At 59.2% G+C, this 17,626-nt stretch carries 13 protein-coding genes and 4 tRNA genes; 4 read left to right on the top strand and 13 right to left on the bottom strand.

Features of this window, described 5'->3' with window-relative positions:
* Positions 1 to 28 precede the first annotated feature (28 nt).
* Entirely contained in the window at positions 29 to 1,720 is a 1,692-nt protein-coding gene (locus tag NWV16_RS10260) for a molecular chaperone HscC (RefSeq protein WP_260522918.1), read from the top strand.
* On the opposite strand, the gene NWV16_RS10255 is transcribed toward NWV16_RS10260, so the two are convergent.
* The 12 genes from NWV16_RS10255 to gltX all read right to left on the bottom strand — a co-directional run bounded on the left by NWV16_RS10255 (position 1,717) and on the right by gltX (position 11,144).
* A complete protein-coding gene (locus tag NWV16_RS10255) occupies positions 1,717 to 4,413 on the bottom strand; it encodes a J domain-containing protein (RefSeq protein WP_260522917.1) in 2,697 nt (898 codons plus the stop codon). The two genes, NWV16_RS10260 and NWV16_RS10255, sit on opposite strands and share 4 nt — an antisense overlap.
* Positions 4,410 to 5,105: a DUF1266 domain-containing protein gene (locus tag NWV16_RS10250; RefSeq protein WP_260523502.1), complete on the bottom strand. Its 696-nt coding sequence runs from the start codon at positions 5,103 to 5,105 to the stop codon at positions 4,410 to 4,412. The genes NWV16_RS10255 and NWV16_RS10250 overlap by 4 nt, the downstream gene beginning before the upstream one ends.
* A 186-nt stretch (positions 5,106 to 5,291) precedes the next feature.
* Positions 5,292 to 5,738: an Hsp20 family protein gene (locus tag NWV16_RS10245; RefSeq protein WP_260522916.1), complete on the bottom strand. Its 447-nt coding sequence runs from the start codon at positions 5,736 to 5,738 to the stop codon at positions 5,292 to 5,294.
* Positions 5,739 to 5,858: 120 nt separating this feature from the next.
* Complete coding sequence (locus NWV16_RS10240) at positions 5,859 to 6,818, bottom strand: tRNA-dihydrouridine synthase (protein ID WP_260522915.1); 960 nt, start codon at positions 6,816 to 6,818, stop codon at positions 5,859 to 5,861.
* 35 nt (positions 6,819 to 6,853) lie between these two features.
* Positions 6,854 to 7,315 (bottom strand): acyl-CoA thioesterase, encoded by a 462-nt coding sequence (locus tag NWV16_RS10235; protein WP_260522914.1) that lies wholly within the window; start codon positions 7,313 to 7,315, stop codon positions 6,854 to 6,856.
* Positions 7,316 to 7,362: 47 nt separating this feature from the next.
* The gene (locus NWV16_RS10230) at positions 7,363 to 8,196 is read right to left on the bottom strand and encodes an alpha/beta fold hydrolase (RefSeq protein WP_260522913.1); all 834 of its coding nucleotides are present in this window, start codon (positions 8,194 to 8,196) and stop codon (positions 7,363 to 7,365) included.
* Positions 8,197 to 8,226: 30 nt separating this feature from the next.
* Positions 8,227 to 8,766, bottom strand: coding sequence for a TetR/AcrR family transcriptional regulator (locus NWV16_RS10225; RefSeq protein WP_065261386.1), 540 nt, complete (start codon positions 8,764 to 8,766; stop codon positions 8,227 to 8,229).
* 181 nt (positions 8,767 to 8,947) lie between these two features.
* Positions 8,948 to 9,023: transfer RNA gene (locus tag NWV16_RS10220), tRNA-Glu, on the bottom strand.
* A 78-nt stretch (positions 9,024 to 9,101) separates the two neighbouring features.
* Positions 9,102 to 9,177: transfer RNA gene (locus tag NWV16_RS10215), tRNA-Ala, on the bottom strand.
* Positions 9,178 to 9,230: 53 nt separating this feature from the next.
* Positions 9,231 to 9,306: transfer RNA gene (locus NWV16_RS10210), tRNA-Glu, on the bottom strand.
* Between the two features lie 78 nt (positions 9,307 to 9,384).
* A tRNA-Ala gene (locus NWV16_RS10205) sits at positions 9,385 to 9,460 on the bottom strand.
* A 202-nt stretch (positions 9,461 to 9,662) separates the two neighbouring features.
* Positions 9,663 to 11,144: a glutamate--tRNA ligase gene (gltX, locus tag NWV16_RS10200; RefSeq protein ID WP_260522912.1), complete on the bottom strand. Its 1,482-nt coding sequence runs from the start codon at positions 11,142 to 11,144 to the stop codon at positions 9,663 to 9,665.
* Positions 11,145 to 11,375: 231 nt separating this feature from the next.
* Between gltX and NWV16_RS10195 the strand changes: the two genes are divergently transcribed.
* Positions 11,376 to 12,425: an HlyD family secretion protein gene (locus tag NWV16_RS10195; protein ID WP_065257401.1), complete on the top strand. Its 1,050-nt coding sequence runs from the start codon at positions 11,376 to 11,378 to the stop codon at positions 12,423 to 12,425.
* Between the two features lie 49 nt (positions 12,426 to 12,474).
* Positions 12,475 to 13,965, top strand: a complete 1,491-nt coding sequence (locus NWV16_RS10190; RefSeq protein ID WP_260523501.1) for an MDR family MFS transporter — start codon at positions 12,475 to 12,477, stop codon at positions 13,963 to 13,965.
* 60 nt (positions 13,966 to 14,025) lie between these two features.
* Here the strand turns inward: NWV16_RS10190 and uvrB are convergent, their stop codons facing one another.
* Positions 14,026 to 16,041 (bottom strand): excinuclease ABC subunit UvrB, encoded by a 2,016-nt coding sequence (gene uvrB / locus NWV16_RS10185; protein ID WP_260522911.1) that lies wholly within the window; start codon positions 16,039 to 16,041, stop codon positions 14,026 to 14,028.
* A gap of 337 nt (positions 16,042 to 16,378) precedes the next feature.
* Here uvrB and NWV16_RS10180 point away from each other — a divergent pair, with 337 nt between their 5' ends.
* Complete coding sequence (locus NWV16_RS10180; RefSeq protein ID WP_065257404.1) at positions 16,379 to 17,575, top strand: amino acid aminotransferase; 1,197 nt, start codon at positions 16,379 to 16,381, stop codon at positions 17,573 to 17,575.
* Positions 17,576 to 17,626 lie beyond the last annotated feature (51 nt).

Genomic DNA, 17,626 nt, shown 5'->3' with positions numbered 1-17,626 from the left:
GTTTTTTCGCGCCGTTTCGAGATCGATCATGCAGGATGCAACCCTCCCCCGCCCGGCCCTGCTGGGCATAGACCTTGGTACCACCAACAGTTTGATCGCCGTCTGGCAGGACGGGCAGGCCCGATTGATCCCCAACGCCATCGGCGAGGTATTGACCCCTTCGGTGGTCAGCCTCGATGAAGACGACACCATTCTGGTCGGCAAGGCCGCCCGCGCCCGGTTGACCACCCACCCGGAGCGCACGGCAGCGGCATTCAAGCGATTCATGGGCAGTGACAAGCGTCTGGAGCTGGGCAGGCGTTCATTCAGCCCGGAAGAGCTCTCGGCGCTGGTGATCGGTTCGCTCAAACAGGATGCCGAAGCATTTCTGGGGCACCCGGTCCAGGAAGCGGTGATTTCAGTGCCTGCCTATTTCAGTGACGAACAACGTAAACGCACACTTTTTGCCGCCGAACTGGCCGGCCTGAAAGTCTCACGACTGATCAACGAACCGACCGCCGCAGCCATGGCCTATGGACTGCATGAGCAGAAATTCGAACGCACACTGATCTTCGATCTGGGCGGTGGGACCTTCGACGTCACGGTGCTGGAATACGCGTTGCCGCTGATCGAGGTGCATGCGTCCACCGGCGACAACTTCCTGGGCGGCGAAGACTTTACCGCCGCACTGTTGAACGCCTGTCTGAAGAACTGGCAACTGACCCCATCGACCATTGATCCGCAAGGCATGGCCAGCCTGAACGATGCGCTGGAACAGCTCAAATGCAAACTCGGAGAGGGAGCTCAATCGCTGAACTGGCGTCATGCCGACAAGCTGTACGAATGGTCGCTGGACGAAGCCGCTGCCGTGAAGATCTGGGAACCCTTGCTGGCAAAATTGCGCTCGCCGATCGAACAGGCCCTGCGCGATGCGCGCCTGAAACCACGGGATCTCGATAGCCTGGTGCTGGTGGGTGGAGCGACGCGGATGCCGGCGGTGCAACAGTTGGTCGCCACACTGTTCGGACGCCTGCCTTACCGGCATCTTGATCCCGACACACTCGTTGCACTGGGAGCGGCCACGCAAGCCGCCTGCAAGGCGCGCGATGGCGCGATCGAAGAACTGATCCTCACCGACGTCTGCCCGTATACGCTGGGCATCGAGACAATGCGTGGCAAAGGCATCGAAGGGGCTTTTTCGCCGATCATCGAACGCAACACCATCATTCCGACGTCGCGGGTCGAGCGTTACCACACAACCTGTCCCCGACAGGAGTTGATCCGCATTGCCGTCTATCAGGGCGAGCGGCCGTGGGTACGTGACAACATCCTTATTGACGCTTTCGATGTCACCTTGACGCCCAGCGACAATATCCAGGAACTGGACGTGCGCTTCAGCTACGACATCAACGGCCTGCTCGAAGTCGACGTCACGCTGCTCGAGACCGGTGAACGCCACAGCCACAGCATCGACCGCAGCCCCACCGGACTGGATGAGCAAGCACGCAGAGACAGCCATAACCGACTGTCAACGCTGAAGGTCCATCCGCGTGATGCATTGCCCAACCGCACACTGCTGGCCCGCCTGGAGCGGGCATGGATGCAGAGTCTGGGCGCACAGCGCGAACACATTGCCGAGTGGCTGCACAACTTCACTACGGTGCTCACTGGTCAAAAACCTGCAGAGATCGCCAGCTACCGCTCAGAAATCAACAAGGCGCTGGACCAACTGCGCCTCTAGCCGTTGAGCCGCCGCAGCGCAGCCTGCAAGCCACCGGACAGCATTTCGTCACCGCTGCTGTCCGCAGGCACACCATAACGGTTGGGTAGCCTGTCTCCGGGAAACCCGAACAGCAGCAGTGGCAGAAACGGCAAGATCGGTGACAGAGCCATGAATATCAGTAACGTCGGCAGACCTCGCCCCATGTCATGCAAACGGCGCAGCGTGGCGCCGAATAACAGCAGAACACTGAGCAACAGAATCAGAATCCCAAAGAGCGTGGTACCACTGAGCAGGCCTGCGATCGGCGCAATCAGCACAACCCCCAGGACCTGAGCGATAAATGCCTTGCGCCCCAGCCTCGACCCCAGGCGCCAGATTGCACCCGCCGCTACCGGCTGAATATCACTTTTGGCCAGCATCAAACGCTCCGACCAGGACAGCAAGGCGCACAGCGCCAGACGCAAACCGACACTGTTCTGCATGTCATCCTTGCCCTGCTGCAATTGACGCAACACCCGGGTATTCGGCACACCGGCAGCGCCATGGCGTACCAGGCCCTTGAGCGCATCCAGCGCCTCGTATGTCAAGAGTTTGTCGACGCCAAAATCCGTCAGCACCTTGCGCGGCGGCCACACCGGCTCGCCCTTGATCAAGGCGTCGCGAAAACCCTCGAGCCAGTCGTCTTCGCAACTGACCGCCGCGATGGATTGCAGCAAGACACGATGCTGCTCGGCGCTCAGACTCGGGTCGTGGTAGAGCACGCCCCAGAACATCAACAAGCCCAGCAGATTGTCGCCGCATGCAGCGCGGTCGCTTTCGAGACAGGTGTAAAGCAGTGTGTTGGCAGGCAATCGGGCGCTGCCGAGGGCCTGCTGCACGCTGAACAATTGCTGCACCAACAAGCCGTGCACCGGATCATTGCCTTGCAGCCAGCCCAACAGCCCGTCGCAATTGCCTTGTTCACGTTGCAAACACCGCAACAATGGCTGCAATCGACTCAAAGGATGAGCCGGATTGAAAGGCAGACGCTCAAGGCACTGCGCATCGATCAATTGCAGCCAGCGCTCCGGCTGATCCAGCAATGCCAGTAAAAACAAGGTCTGCGCGTGCCACTCCCAGGCAGCCTCACCCAGCCCGACCGGCGGTAACCCTGTCCCACGACGACTCAACTGAAGAAGCAGATCGAGCTCGGACAAATCGCAGTCGTCTCTGACGGCACCCAACCTGAACGCTTCGGCGATGCGCTCAAGGGCGGTGTCACTGTAGGGCCGCAGGCGGCGCAACCATTGACGACAAACCTTGTGCAGCTCGCCTTTTTTCAGTTCCTGCGGCAACTGCTGCGGTATTGAATCCGCTTCACTGAAGGCATTCATCGCGCGCGCAATCGGCGCATCGCTCAACCAGCGCAGGTGCTGCCCGGCCTGAGCCTTGAACCCGCTCAGCACCAGGCATTCGAGCGCATCGACAGGGAGCGGCTGATCCAGAATCCGCTGCAGCAAGACCGCATCCCCTCGATGCAGCGCCCAGGCATGTCGGTACAGATGCAGCAGTCGGCTGTCGGCATTTTCACCCAGTAATTGCGCCAACAATGGAAGTTCATCGCCTGCCATGCGCCACTCGACAAAACTCTGCGCCAGGTTATCAAGCTTCAGCTGTCCTACACCCAACCAACGATTCAGCGTCTCGGGGCGTTGTGAGGGACTGCCATACACCTGGGCGTCATCCCCAAGATCCGCAGGCCAGTCAGAAAAGTCGCCCAGACAATCGAACGCCTGAATCAGCAGAGGCAGAAAAGTCGGTTGCCGCTTGGCACACAAATCCAGAAGACGACTTTCAGCCATCGGATGGCGATGTTCATTCCACAACCGGATCCAGTACGGCAACGCCTGATCGTCATAACCCAGCAGGCTGCTCTGACAGGCCACCAGGTACAGCCAGTCAACATCATCGGGTGATTCAAGTTGCTGTTCGATACAGCACTGCAAGAACGTCGGTGCACCAATGCCCGCCTGCGTGAACTGAACCAGCAAACGCTTGATGAACGCAGCATCATCCGGCAAGGGCAGACAGGTGTGCTGGCTGGCGAAGTCGGCGAACTCATGGAGTGGACGCTGGGTGAAGATAAAGTCGAGGCTACGGGCGTACCAGAGTGATTCGATCTGTGCAGGCTCTGACCAGTTGCTCATCAGATCCGTATCAAACGGGTCAGGCGTTCCGATTCGTTGCAGAAAAGCTTCCACTCGATGAGCGTCGTTGAATTCCAGATCCAGCAACTGATGATCCCAGGCCATACGCTTGGCCAACAGATTCGCGCATCGGTAGGACAGCGGACCGGCGTCGGCCATCCGGTGGTAGAGCCTCCAACTGAGTTCATCGAGCTGCTCCAGCGACAGCTCATCCAGCGCCCGGACAAATGCCTGCCACGCCTGAATATTGAATCGTCGTGCTGAATCATCAAGCAACTCGCAGAAATCCACGAACGCCTGCGGGATCTCGACGACCTCCTGCTCTGAGTCTTCAGCCTCTTCCCCGTGTGCTTCGTCCACGTCCTCACGCGCCAGGCGCAAGGCGTTTTCGTAGGCCATGCGCAGCGCCTGAAATCCTTCAGGATCGGTTTCCGGATGATGCAACGGCAGACGTGCGCGGTAGGCATCGCGAATCAGGGTTTCATCGGAGGTGGGTTCGATGCCCAGGCGAATCCAGCAACTCATGACCAGTCGAACTCCTTGAGCGATGCCGGACGGGGTAACGAATCGATCTCCATGTGCCAAGGCAAGTCAGCCAGAAAGTGCGGGATGTTCTGGGCGAGGCCCCGGGTGATTCGCAGGTTATGAGCGCTGTTCCCTTGCCGTTCCAGCTCGCAAGCCAGTGCGTCGTCGCTTGTGTTCAGGCAGCACCAAAACGTGCGGCCGACAACAAAGCCACTGAAGTAGGACGTCCAGCTGTCGTAGTGAAATTTCGCCCTGGCGGCCAAACGGCTGTGCAGCCAGTTGCTTTCGGACAGATCGACCCACTGATTACGTACAGCGCAACGCAAGAGGAAGCCCATCCGCCCATAGTCCCAGGACAAAATGCCAGCCGGACCGCAACTGCCAAAAGTTCGGCTCGCGAACTCGTGCAGGACACGCTCACGGGGACTCAGATCTTCAAGCAAGGCCCGCCATTGACTCGGCAGGCAACGCTGCCAGGCCAGATAGGCTCCCTTCAGGTGTTTGGCATGACCGTCGTCCGTCATCCACTGGAGCATATCGAACAACTGGCGCCGATCATCGATGCCCCAGCTGTCTTTCAGATCGATGTAATGGTCATCGCAGAACGCGGGGTCATCGTACCCGGCACCGGTGTTGAGCGCGGCCATAGGCGCTGAGAGAGCGCACAGCCAGCGCTGTTGGATATCGTCCATGAAAAAAGGCTCCAGGCCGACCGGTAAGGATGGGGGTCGGCAAAAACTGCGGCGGATTGTAGAGAAACCGCCGTTGGTGGCAAAGCCGAACTGCAGTTTTTCTGCGCACACAAAAAGGCCCCGACGTATCGGGGCCTTCATTCATCGGCTCATCGCCTGTTCAGACGATATGTTTCTGCAAGTGAATCAGTGTTGCAGAACCGGCTTCTCCGCCCCGTTGATCGGGATGCGCTTGGCCTTCGCCTCTTCCGGGATCACGCGCAGCAGGTCAATGCTCAACAGACCGTTACGCAGGTCGGCAGCCTTGATCTCGATGTGATCGGCCAGACGGAAGGACAGCTTGAATGCACGCTGGGCGATGCCCTGGTGCAGGAAAGTGACGCCTTCGTTCGCGTCACGCTTGCCGCCACTGATGGTCAACACGCCTTTCTCGACTTGCAGTTCCAGGTCTTCTTCCTGGAAACCGGCCGCCGCCACGACGATGCGGTATTGATCGTCACCGTGTTTTTCGACGTTGTAAGGCGGATAGCTGCTGCCCGGCTCGTTGCGCAGGGCGGTTTCGAACAGGTCGTTGAAACGGTCGAAACCAACCGAGGAACGGAACAGTGGCGCGAGGGAAAATGCAGTACTCATGGTTCAAATCTCCTGAAAACAATCAGCAAGTTTTTTGTCTCCGCGACCCGAATTCGGCATCGCGTAACCCTTAGATAGGGACCTGCATTTTGTTTTCAAGAGAAGATTTGAAGATTTTTTTCAGGCCGCTTCGGCAACCGGCAAGCCCAGCAAACGCGAGACCTGGTCCGGCTCGGTTTCGCGGCGAAGCACAGTAAACAGCTCGGCCGCTTCGGGGTAGTTGCGGGTCAGCATCGCCAGCCATTGCTTCAGGCGACCCGGCGATTGTCGTGCAGTCATCTGCGCTTTGGCTTGCAGCCAGAAGTCCTGGATCAGCGGCAGCAGCTCGGCCCAGGTCATCTCGACGACTTCCTCGCCGGCACGGGCGGCAGCGATCTGCCGGGCCAGATCCGGACGCGACACCAGGCCGCGACCGAGCATGATGTCTTCGACACCGCTGATTTCCCGACAGCGCCGCCAGTCTTCGACACTCCAGATGTCGCCGTTGGCAAACACCGGCACCTTGACCACGTCCTGCACACGCGGGATCCACTCCCAATGGGCGGGCGGCTTGTAGCCGTCCATCTTGGTCCGGGCGTGAAGCACGATATGCTCGGCGCCGCCCTCGGCCAGCGCCGTGGCGCAGACCAGCGAGCCGTCCGGGCTGTCGAAACCCAGGCGCATCTTGGCAGTGACGGGAATGTGCGCCGGCACTGCACGCCGCACGTGTTCGACGATCTGATTGAGCAGTTCCGGCTCCTTGAGCAGTACGGCTCCGCCACGGGACTTGTTCACGGTTTTGGCCGGGCAACCGAAGTTCAGATCGATCACTTCCGAGCCCAGTTCACAGGCCAGTGCAGCGTTCTCCGCCAGGCATACCGGGTCGGAACCCAACAGTTGCACGCGCAGCGGCACACCAGCGGCAGTGCGGGCACCATTGAGCAGTTCAGGGCCGAACTTGTGGAAATAGGCCGGGGTCAGCAACTGATCGTTGACGCGAATGAACTCGGTCACACACCAGTCAATACCGCCGACACGGGTCAGGACATCGCGCAGGATGTCGTCGACCAACCCTTCCATCGGCGCCAGAGCAATTTGCATGGAAAACACACACTCAAGGAAAAACGAGCGGCAGTTTACTGGGTTTCGCGCGTTAAACCCATGTTCGCTGTCTGGATGGCCGGGCCGTAGCCTTCGATGAACTCGGCAGGCATACGCTTGGGCCTGCCGGTGGACAGCTCGATGCAGACAAACGTAGTTTGGGCGCGCAGCAGCGTGGCGTTATCACTGGGGCGAACCAGTTGGAAGTGACGGGTCATTTTCAGGCGCCGATCCCAATCGACGATCCAGGTTGCCAGTTGCAGCTCGTCACCTTCATAGGCGGCTGCCAAATAGTCGATTTCGTGACGCACCACCGCCATCGCCCGATCCAGACGCCGGTACTCGACCAGGTCCAGCCCCAGCCGCTGCGAGTGGCGCCAGGCACAACGCTCGAGCCAGGTCACGTACACCGCGTTGTTGGCATGACCCAACCCGTCGATGTCCTCGGCGCCTACTTGCAGATCAATGGTAAACGGCGTTGCCCGATCCCAGCCCATGCCCTACTCCCGGTCAAATGATTCAACCGGGGCAGTGTAACGGATGACTACGCCGATTGCCGTGCCTGAAGGCTACGCCCGGCCAGCAGTGATAGCACGCCATCAATCACCCTGGGGTCGGCCAGCACACGCTGATGACCGCCTGACTCCAGACGCAACAGTCGGCTGTCGAACCAGGACTCGTGGATCAGTCGGGATTCTTTCACCGAGACGAAGGTATCGTCTTCGGCGTGCACAATCAGGCCTGGCATATCCAGCTGATAGTGGGCGACGTCAAGAGTGGCGGCGCGCATGCCGACGTCCTGTTCGACCTGACGAATGAACGCAGAACGAGCCCGGGGCGGCATTCCCACATAACGCGCAAATCCGCGCAAAACGCCCAGAATGCGTGCCGGAGCGGCAATACTGACCAGGGTTTCGGTACGCAGCCCCAGCTGCACCGCAAGCATGGCGCTGGCACCACCCATGGAGTGGCCGATGACCGCTTGCAGCGGTGGTAATTCAGCAGCGGCTTCGAGCATGGCGCGCGCAAACAGAACGACGTTGGCTTCGCGCCCTGGCGAACGACCGTGAGCCGGACCATCGAGAGCGACCACGGTGTAACCGGCTTCGACCAGCGCAGTGATCAGCGCGGCAAACTGGGTCGGCCGCCCTTCCCAACCGTGCATCAGCAGAACTGTCGGACCTTGCCCCCAACGCAGTGCGGATAGACCGAAACGTAAAGTGATTCGCTCGGATTTCGCCAAAAGCGGCAATTCCCACTCCCGTGGCGAATTCGCGCGTGGCGTCATGAACGCCAGCCGCATTTTGCTTGCTACCAGTTTCGGCGCAAACCAGCCCAAGGTGCCATTAACGCCACGAACCCACTTCAACGTGCTCATCGCTCTCTCCTCAGGCTTGCTGCCTTCAGGTCAACGCACCGCCGACTTGGCAGCGCGCAGCAATCGATCGGATAAATCACCAGGCCCCAGCGCCCTCGCGAGCGCGAGACCACCCACCATCAGGGCCACATCGGCCAGCGCTTTGTCGGTGTCTTCGGGGCTTGACGCCAATTGCGCAATCATCAGCTCCAGGTGCTCGTTGAGCGCTATGCGAAACGCTTCCGGCAGCCTTCCAAGCTCACCGATAGAAGCCGGAATCGGACAGGCCGAATCGCTGGAATCGCGATGCTTGCGCGACAGGTAGAACGCGGCCACCAAGGCGCGGCGCTCTTCACCGGTCAACTCGCTATCCATGTCGGCAATCAGATCCCGGCGGCGACTCAACAACTGCTTGAACGCCTCGAGCATCATTGCGTCCTTGCTTTCGAAGTGCGCATAGAAGCCACCGACAGTCAGACCGGCGGCCCCCATGACCTCTCCCACGCTCGGTTCGGCCGGGCCGCGCTGAATCAGAGCGGCGCTGGCAGCCTTGAGGATGCGTTCGCGGGTTTGAGCTTTTTTGTCGTTCATCGTTGCCTCCGAATATTACGATTAGAATATTATTCTCATAATAATATTCTGCAAGTCGAGAATATGACCGCTGGTCTGAAGCACAGTGTAAGGAAAAAGGAGATTTGGCCAAACGCCAGACAAACAAAAGGGCCATTCAATAATTGAATGACCCTTATAAATCCCGCAAGGCGGGTAATCGTGGCGTCCCCTAGGGGACTCGAACCCCTGTTACCGCCGTGAAAGGGCGGTGTCCTAGGCCACTAGACGAAGGGGACACAAACCTTCTATACAACTGATCAGTGCTGAGATCTGATCGATTCAAGGTCTGCGTGGCCAGACCTTGAACTGTAAATTGGTGGAGCTAGACGGGATCGAACCGTCGACCTCTTGCATGCCATGCAAGCGCTCTCCCAGCTGAGCTATAGCCCCAGATTTTTCGCCTCGCGGCGGAGCGACATTTTGCAACATCACTTCTGTAAAACTGGCGTCCCCTAGGGGACTCGAACCCCTGTTACCGCCGTGAAAGGGCGGTGTCCTAGGCCACTAGACGAAGGGGACACAAACCTTCTATACAACTGATCAACGCTGAGTGTTGATCGCTTCGAAACCGGTGTGGCCAAGCTTCGAAGTGTAAATTGGTGGAGCTAGACGGGATCGAACCGTCGACCTCTTGCATGCCATGCAAGCGCTCTCCCAGCTGAGCTATAGCCCCTCATCGTTGATGTCATCGCTGAGGACGGGGCGAATCTTAAGGGCGTATCGAAAGCCTGTCAAACTTATTTTTGAAAAATTTCAAAATTTTTTGTCGGCATAACAATCACTTACCGCCCTCCCCCCGTAAATTCGGGGGAAAACGCCGAAGGACGGGATCAAAAGATCCTGACCTGCGGCGCGTCCTGCAACGTCAAACGCGATCAGGCGATAGCGCCCAACAGCTTTTCCCACTCTTTGTTTTCTTTCTTCGACACGCCGCCCAGCAGGTCAATGGCCTGGCGCAGACGGAAACGGGTCAGATCCGGACCGAGGATTTCCATCGCATCGAGCACCGATACCGAGCTTGCCTGACCGGTGATTGCCGCAAACATCAGCGGCATCGCATCACGCAGTTTCAGCTCGAGGAACTCCACCACTGCCTGAATCGTCGCCGTAATGCTGTCCTTCTCCCATTGACGCAGGCTTTCGAGTTTCCACAGGATCAACTGCATCAACTGACGAACCTGATCACCCGAGAGCTTTTTCGATTCGAACAGTTTGGCGTCCGGGTTCACGCCACCGGCGAAGAAGAACCCGGCCAGCGGGGCAACCTGACTGAAGGTTTCGACACGGCCCTGAACGTGCGGTGCGATCTTCATCATGTATTCGGAGTTGAAGGCCCACTTCTGAATACGAGCGGCGAACTCTTCCACCGGCAGGTCACGCAACCACTGGCCGTTGAGCCACGACAGTTTCTCGATGTCGAAAATCGGCCCGCCCAGGGACACACGCTTGAGGTCGAAATTGTCGACCATTTCCTGCAGCGAGAACTTTTCGCGCTCGTCCGGCATCGACCAGCCCATACGGCCCAGGTAGTTGAGCATCGCTTCCGGCATGAAGCCCATACGCTCGTAAAACGTCACCGAAGTCGGGTTCTTGCGCTTGGACAATTTGCTCTTGTCCGGGTTACGCAGCAACGGCATGTAGCACAGTTGCGGTTGTTCCCAGCCGAAGTATTCGTAGAGCAGGATCAGTTTCGGTGCCGATGGCAGCCATTCTTCACCGCGCAACACATGGGTGATGCCCATCAGATGGTCGTCGACCACGTTGGCCAGGAAGTACGTCGGCAGACCGTCGGTCTTCATCAGCACTTGCATGTCCATGCGATCCCACGGGATCTCGACGTCGCCACGCAGCATGTCCGGAACCACGCAGACGCCTTCGGTCGGCACTTTCATGCGAATCACGTGAGGCTCGCCGGCAGCCAGACGACGGGCAACTTCTTCCTTGGACAGCAGCAGTGCACGGCCGTCGTAGCGCGGAGTTTCGCCGCGAGCCATTTGCTCGGCGCGCATCTGGTCCAGTTCTTCGGCAGTGCAGAAGCACGGGAAAGCGTGGCCCATGTCGACCAGTTGCTGGCAGTACTTCTGATAGATGTCGCCGCGCTCGCTCTGGCGATACGGACCGTGCGGGCCGCCGACGTCCGGACCTTCGCTCCAGTCGATGCCCAGCCAGCGCAGGGCGTCGAAGATCTGCTGTTCGGACTCGCGAGTCGAACGCAACTGGTCGGTGTCTTCGATCCGCAGGATGAACTCACCGCCATGCTGCTTGGCAAAGCAGTAGTTGAACAATGCGATGTAAGCGGTACCTACATGGGGGTCCCCGGTAGGCGATGGCGCGATGCGAGTGCGGACGGTGGTCATGGCATGTCTCGAAAAGAATGAAAAGCAAAGAACAATCAAGCGGCGAATGGTAACAGGCGACACCCGCCCGGCTCCAGCGGGCAGGGCATTTAAGCCAAGCTTGCGTCTGAAACGCCCGTTGGGCGCAGTGAATGGCTGAATATCAGCAGACGGCATTTACCGCTTATCGGCTTCGTGCCAGATTCGCTTGCTGATAACTTTCCTTACAATTCCTCGACTACAGTTTGCCCCATGCCTGCCCAACTCAAGCGTCGCCTGATCATTTTCGTCCTGCTTGTCCTGCTGATTGCAGGAAGCCTGTTTGCTCATTGGTTTTTCAAGGGACGATTTTATGAAAGCACTGACAACGCTTATGTCCAGGGCGAAATCACCCGCGTGTCGAGCCAATTGAGCGCGCGCATCGACGAAGTCCTGGTGCAGGACAATCAGCATGTAGAAAAAGGCCAGTTGCTGGTCCGCCTCGAAGGCGACGACTTCCGCCTCGCCGTTGATCGCGCCAACGCCGCCCTCGCCACCCGCGAAGCCGAGCGCCTGCAGGCCCAGAGCAAATTGACGCAGCAGGCCAGCCTGATTGCCGCCAGCGAAGCACAAGTGGCCACCACGCAAGCGACACTGGGCCGCTCACAGATCGATCTGTCCCGTGCCGAAGCCCTGCGCAAACCCGGTTTCGTTTCCGAGGAACGGGTCACCACCCTTTCCGCCGACAACCACATCGCCCGCTCGCAAGTGGCCAAGGCTCAGGCCGATGCCCAGAGTCAGCGCCAACAGGTCAGCGCATTGAATGCGGAGATCAAACGCCTCGACGCGCAGATCGCCAACGCCCGCGCCGACCTCGCCCAGGCCGAACTGAACCTGACCCGCAGCGAAATCCATGCGCCGATCAGCGGCCTGGTCGGCCAGCGTGCCGCACGCAATGGCCAGATTGTTCAGGCCGGCGCGTATCTGCTGTCGATCGTTCCGGACGAAGACATCTGGGTGCAGGCCAATTTCAAGGAAACCCAGATTGGCCACATGCAACCGGGCCAGAAAGCCGAGCTGGTCTTTGATGCCTACAGCGATACGCCGATCGAAGCACGGGTCGACAGCCTGTTCGCCGCCTCCGGCGCGCAGTTCAGCCTGTTGCCGCCGGACAACGCCACCGGCAACTTCACCAAGGTCGTACAGCGGATTCCGGTCAAGCTGACGTTCAAGGCGGACAACCCGCTGCACGGCAAAATCCGCCCGGGCATGTCGGTCACCGCTACCGTGAATATCAAAGACGCTCCAGACAATGGCCGGTGATCAATTGATCCGCCCGGTCGGCGAACCGACCCGGCGGGACTGGATCGCGGTGATGAGCGTGATGCTCGGCGCATTCATGGCGGTGCTCGATATTCAGATCACCAACTCATCGCTCAAGGACATTCAGGGCGCGCTGTCGGCAACGCTGGAAGAAGGCTCATGGATTTCCACGTCCTATCTGGTGGCGGAAATCATCATGATCCCGCTGACCGCATGGCTGGTGCAGCTGCTTTCGGCACGGCGCCTGGCGGTGTGGGTGTCGATGGGTTTTCTGATTTCATCCCTGCTGTGTTCGATGGCCTGGAGCCTCGACAGCATGATCGTATTCCGCGCCATGCAGGGTTTCACCGGTGGCGCACTGATCCCGCTGGCCTTCACCCTGACCCTGATCAAACTCCCCGAACACCACCGTGCCAAAGGCATGGCGATGTTCGCCATGACCGCCACTTTCGCCCCGTCCATCGGACCGACCCTCGGCGGCTGGCTCACGGAAAACTGGGGCTGGGAATACATTTTCTACATCAACGTGCCGCCGGGGCTGATCATGATCGCGGGGCTGATGTACGGCCTGGAAAAGAAAGAAGCCCATTGGGAACTGCTGAAAAGCACCGACTACACCGGCATTCTCACGCTGGGCATCGGCCTTGGTTGCCTGCAAGTGTTTCTTGAAGAAGGTCATCGCAAGGACTGGCTGGAATCGAGCCTGATCGTGACGCTGGGCAGCATCGCGTTGTTGAGCCTCATCACCTTCGTGATCGTACAGATTCCCAAACCCAACCCGCTGATCAACCTCGGCATCCTGCGCAATCGCAACTTCGGTCTGTCGAGCATTTCCAGCCTTGGCATGGGCGTCGGGCTGTACGGCTCGATCTACCTGCTGCCGCTGTATCTGGCGCAGATCCAGAATTACAACGCCCTGCAGATCGGCGAAGTGATCATGTGGATGGGCGTACCACAGCTGTTTCTGATTCCGCTGGTGCCGAAACTGATGAAGTTTGTGTCACCCAAATGGCTATGTACTTTGGGGTTCGGGCTGTTTGGTCTGGCGAGTTTCTCATCCGGCGTGCTCAACCCTGACTTTGCCGGGCCGCAGTTCAATCAGATCCAGATCATCCGCGCCCTCGGCCAGCCGTTGATCATGGTCACCATTTCGTTGATCGCCACGGCTTACATTCAGCCCCAGGACGCGGGCTCGGCGTCGAGTCTGTTCAACATCTTGCGCAACCTGGGCGGCGCCATCGGCATCGCCCTGCTCGCCACCCTGCTGGATGCGCGCACCAAGACTTACTTCGATTATTTGCGTGAAGCGGTGGTGCCGACCAATCCACAGGTGGCCGAACGTCTGGCATCGATGACCGATCGTTTTGGCAGTGACACGGCGGCGCTGGGGAAACTGAGCGAGATTGTCCATCAGCAGGCGCTGATCATGGCCTACAACGACGCGTTTCATTTTGTCGGGATTGCGCTGGGAATCAGCATGCTGGCCATTTTATTGACCAGAAAACTGCCTGCCGGCCTGAAGGCCGGCGAGGCTCATTAACCTTGAGCGGACGCAGAGCGTCCAGGGCTGCATTCCCACGCAGAGCGTGGGAACGATCTGTTAAACGGCCAACAGTCGCTCACGCAGCTTGGCGATTTCGTCGCGCATCTGCGCCGCCGCTTCGAATTCCAGATCGCGGGCCAACTGGTACATCTTCTCTTCCAGCTGGCGGATGCGCTTGGTGATCTCGCTCGGCGAACGCAGTTCGGCCTCGTATCTGGCGTTTTCCTCGGCAGCCTTGGCCATGCCCTTGCGCTTCTTGCTCCGCGAGCCGGGCACGGTGGCGCCTTCCATGATGTCCGCAACGTCCTTGAAAACGCCTTTCGGCGTGATGCCGTTGGCCAGGTTAAATGCGATCTGCTTTTCGCGACGACGCTCGGTCTCGCCAATGGCGCGCTCCATCGAACCGGTGATGTGATCCGCATAGAGAATCGCCCGCCCATTGAGGTTACGGGCCGCTCGCCCGATGGTCTGGATCAATGAGCGTTCGGAACGCAGAAAGCCTTCCTTGTCGGCATCGAGAATCGCCACCAGTGACACTTCCGGCATGTCCAGGCCTTCTCGCAACAGGTTGATCCCCACCAGCACATCGAACGTACCAAGGCGCAGATCGCGGATGATTTCGACCCGCTCGACGGTGTCGATGTCCGAGTGCAGATAACGTACACGAATGCCGTGGTCGGCCAGGTAGTCCGTCAGATCTTCGGCCATGCGCTTGGTCAGCGTGGTGACCAGCACTCGCTCCTCCAAGGCTACACGCTTGGTGATTTCCGAAAGCAGATCATCAACCTGGGTCAGCGCAGGACGCACTTCGACCTGCGGGTCGACCAGACCGGTCGGCCGTACGACTTGCTCGATCACCCGTCCGGCATGCTCGGCTTCGTAATTGCCGGGCGTGGCGGAAACGAAGATCGTCTGCGGGCTCACAGCTTCCCACTCGTCGAAACGCATGGGTCGGTTGTCCAGCGCCGAGGGCAGACGGAAGCCGTATTCCACCAGGGTTTCCTTGCGCGAACGGTCGCCCTTATACATCGCGCCGACCTGCGGCACGCTGACGTGGGATTCGTCGATCACCAGCAAGGCGTCGGCGGGCAGATAATCGTAGAGCGTTGGCGGTGCCGCACCGGCGGGACGCCCCGACAAATAGCGCGAGTAGTTTTCGATACCGTTGCAGTAGCCGAGTTCGAGGATCATCTCCAGGTCAAACCGGGTGCGCTGCTCCAGGCGCTGGGCCTCGACCAGTTTGTTGTTGTTGCGCAGGTATTCCAGACGCTCTTGCAATTCGACCTTGATCCCCTCGATGGCATCGAGCAGGGTTTCCCGGGGCGTCACGTAGTGGCTCTTCGGGTAGAAGGTGAAACGCGGCAGTTTGCGGATGACCTCGCCGGTCAGCGGGTCGAATGCGGAAATGCTCTCCACTTCGTCATCGAACAACTCGATACGGATGGCTTCGAGATCGGATTCGGCTGGAAAGATATCGATCACATCGCCGCGTACACGGAATGTGGCCCGGGCGAAATCCATGTCATTGCGGGTGTACTGCAGGTCAGCCAGGCGTCGCACCAGTGCGCGTTGATCGAGTTTGTCGCCGCGATCGACGTGCAACACCATTTTCAGATAGGTTTCGGGGCTGCCCAGACCGTAGATGCACGACACCGTGGTCACGATGATCGCGTCCTTGCGCTCCAGCAATGCCTTGGTCGCCGACAGACGCATCTGCTCGATGTGATCGTTGATCGACGCATCCTTCTCGATAAAGGTGTCGGACGACGGCACGTAGGCTTCGGGCTGGTAGTAGTCGTAGTAGGAAACGAAATACTCGACGGCGTTGTTCGGGAAGAACGACTTGAACTCGCCATACAACTGCGCGGCCAGAGTCTTGTTCGGCGCCAGCACCAGGGTCGGACGCTGCACCTGGGCAATCACGTTGGCGATGCTGAAGGTCTTGCCCGAACCGGTCACACCGAGCAGCGTCTGGTGCGCCAGCCCGGCTTCGATGCCCTCGACCATCTGGCGAATGGCTTCAGGCTGATCGCCGGCAGGGTCGAATCGGGTGACGAGCTGGAATTCAGACATAAACACCTCTGCAATCGCGGCGCTGACGGAAAACCGCAGCACCACGAGGAAGACCGCGAACGACCAATGTCGCGCAAGGAAAAACGAAGATTGTGCTGAATGTGGAGCCGATTGCCTTACCTTTCAAGGTAAAAGTCCTACATCCGGTAAAGTCTCCGACAAGCCCATTCGACTAACGGTCGAGAAATAATCGGAAAAACTTACCTGAAAACCCGAATCGCCTGTCGCCATTGGTCGATGATGGCCTCTATACTAGCTCCCCGTTTGTGCACCGCTCTAGTGCATTCGGCTGGAGCGCCACACGTCCCTCCACTCTCCATTTAGAGCTGCCGTAAAAATGAGCCTGTTCTCCGCTGTCGAAATGGCACCCCGCGATCCAATCCTGGGCCTCAACGAAGCATTCAACGCCGATACCCGGACCAACAAGGTCAATCTCGGGGTGGGTGTGTATTGCAACGAAGAGGGGCGAATTCCACTCCTGCGCGCCGTTATCGAAGCCGAAACCATTCGCGCTGCTCAGCACGCTTCCCGTGGCTACCTGCCGATCGACGGCATCGCAGCTTACGATCAGGCTGTGCAAAAGCTGCTGTTCGGCAATGATTCGCCACTGCTGGCCGCTGGCCGCGTGGTCACCACTCAGGCCGTCGGCGGAACCGGCGCACTGAAAATCGGTGCCGACTTCCTCAAGCAACTGCTGCCGAATGCCGTCGTGGCCATCAGCGACCCGAGCTGGGAAAACCATCGCGCGCTGTTCGAAACCGCCGGTTTCCCGGTGCAGAACTACCGCTACTACGACGCCGCCACTCACGACGTGAACCGTGCCGGCCTGCTGGAAGACCTCAACGCCCTGCCGAACGGCTCGATCATCGTGCTGCACGCCTGCTGCCACAACCCGACCGGTGTCGACCTCAGCCCGGCGGACTGGAACAACGTGCTGGAAGTGGTCAAGGCCAAAGGTCACGTGCCGTTCCTCGACATGGCTTACCAGGGTTTCGGTGACGGCATTGCCGAAGACGCCGCTGCCGTGCGCCTGTTTGCCGAATCCGGCTTGACCTTCTTCGTATCGAGCTCGTTCTCCAAGTCGTTCTCGTTGTACGGCGAGCGCGTCGGCGCCCTGTCGATCGTCAGCGAATCGAAAGAAGAAAGCGCCCGCGTACTGTCGCAGGTCAAACGCGTGATCCGCACCAACTACTCCAACCCGCCGACCCACGGTGCAAGCGTTGTCGCTGCAGTGCTGAACAGCGCGGAACTGCGCGCCCAATGGGAAGCCGAACTGGCCGAAATGCGCCTGCGCATTCGTGGCATGCGCGAGCAGATGGTCGCCCTGCTGGCGAAGAAAGCCCCGCAGCATGACTTCAGCTTCGTCGGTCGTCAGCGTGGCATGTTCTCCTACTCCGGCCTGACCACCGAGCAGGTTCATCGCCTGCGCAACGAGTTCGGCATCTACGCCCTGGACACCGGCCGCATCTGCGTGGCCGCGCTGAACCAGAGCAACATCGAAGTCGTGACCGACGCCATCGTTCAGGTCATCTGATCCGGCGCAGCATTAAAAACGGGAAGCCTTCGGGTTTCCCGTTTTTTATTT

The sequence above is a fragment of the Pseudomonas sp. BW7P1 genome (assembly GCF_024981055.1).
Classification (GTDB): domain Bacteria; phylum Pseudomonadota; class Gammaproteobacteria; order Pseudomonadales; family Pseudomonadaceae; genus Aquipseudomonas; species Aquipseudomonas bananamidigenes.
This window is presented reverse-complemented; position numbering and strand designations above follow the sequence as displayed.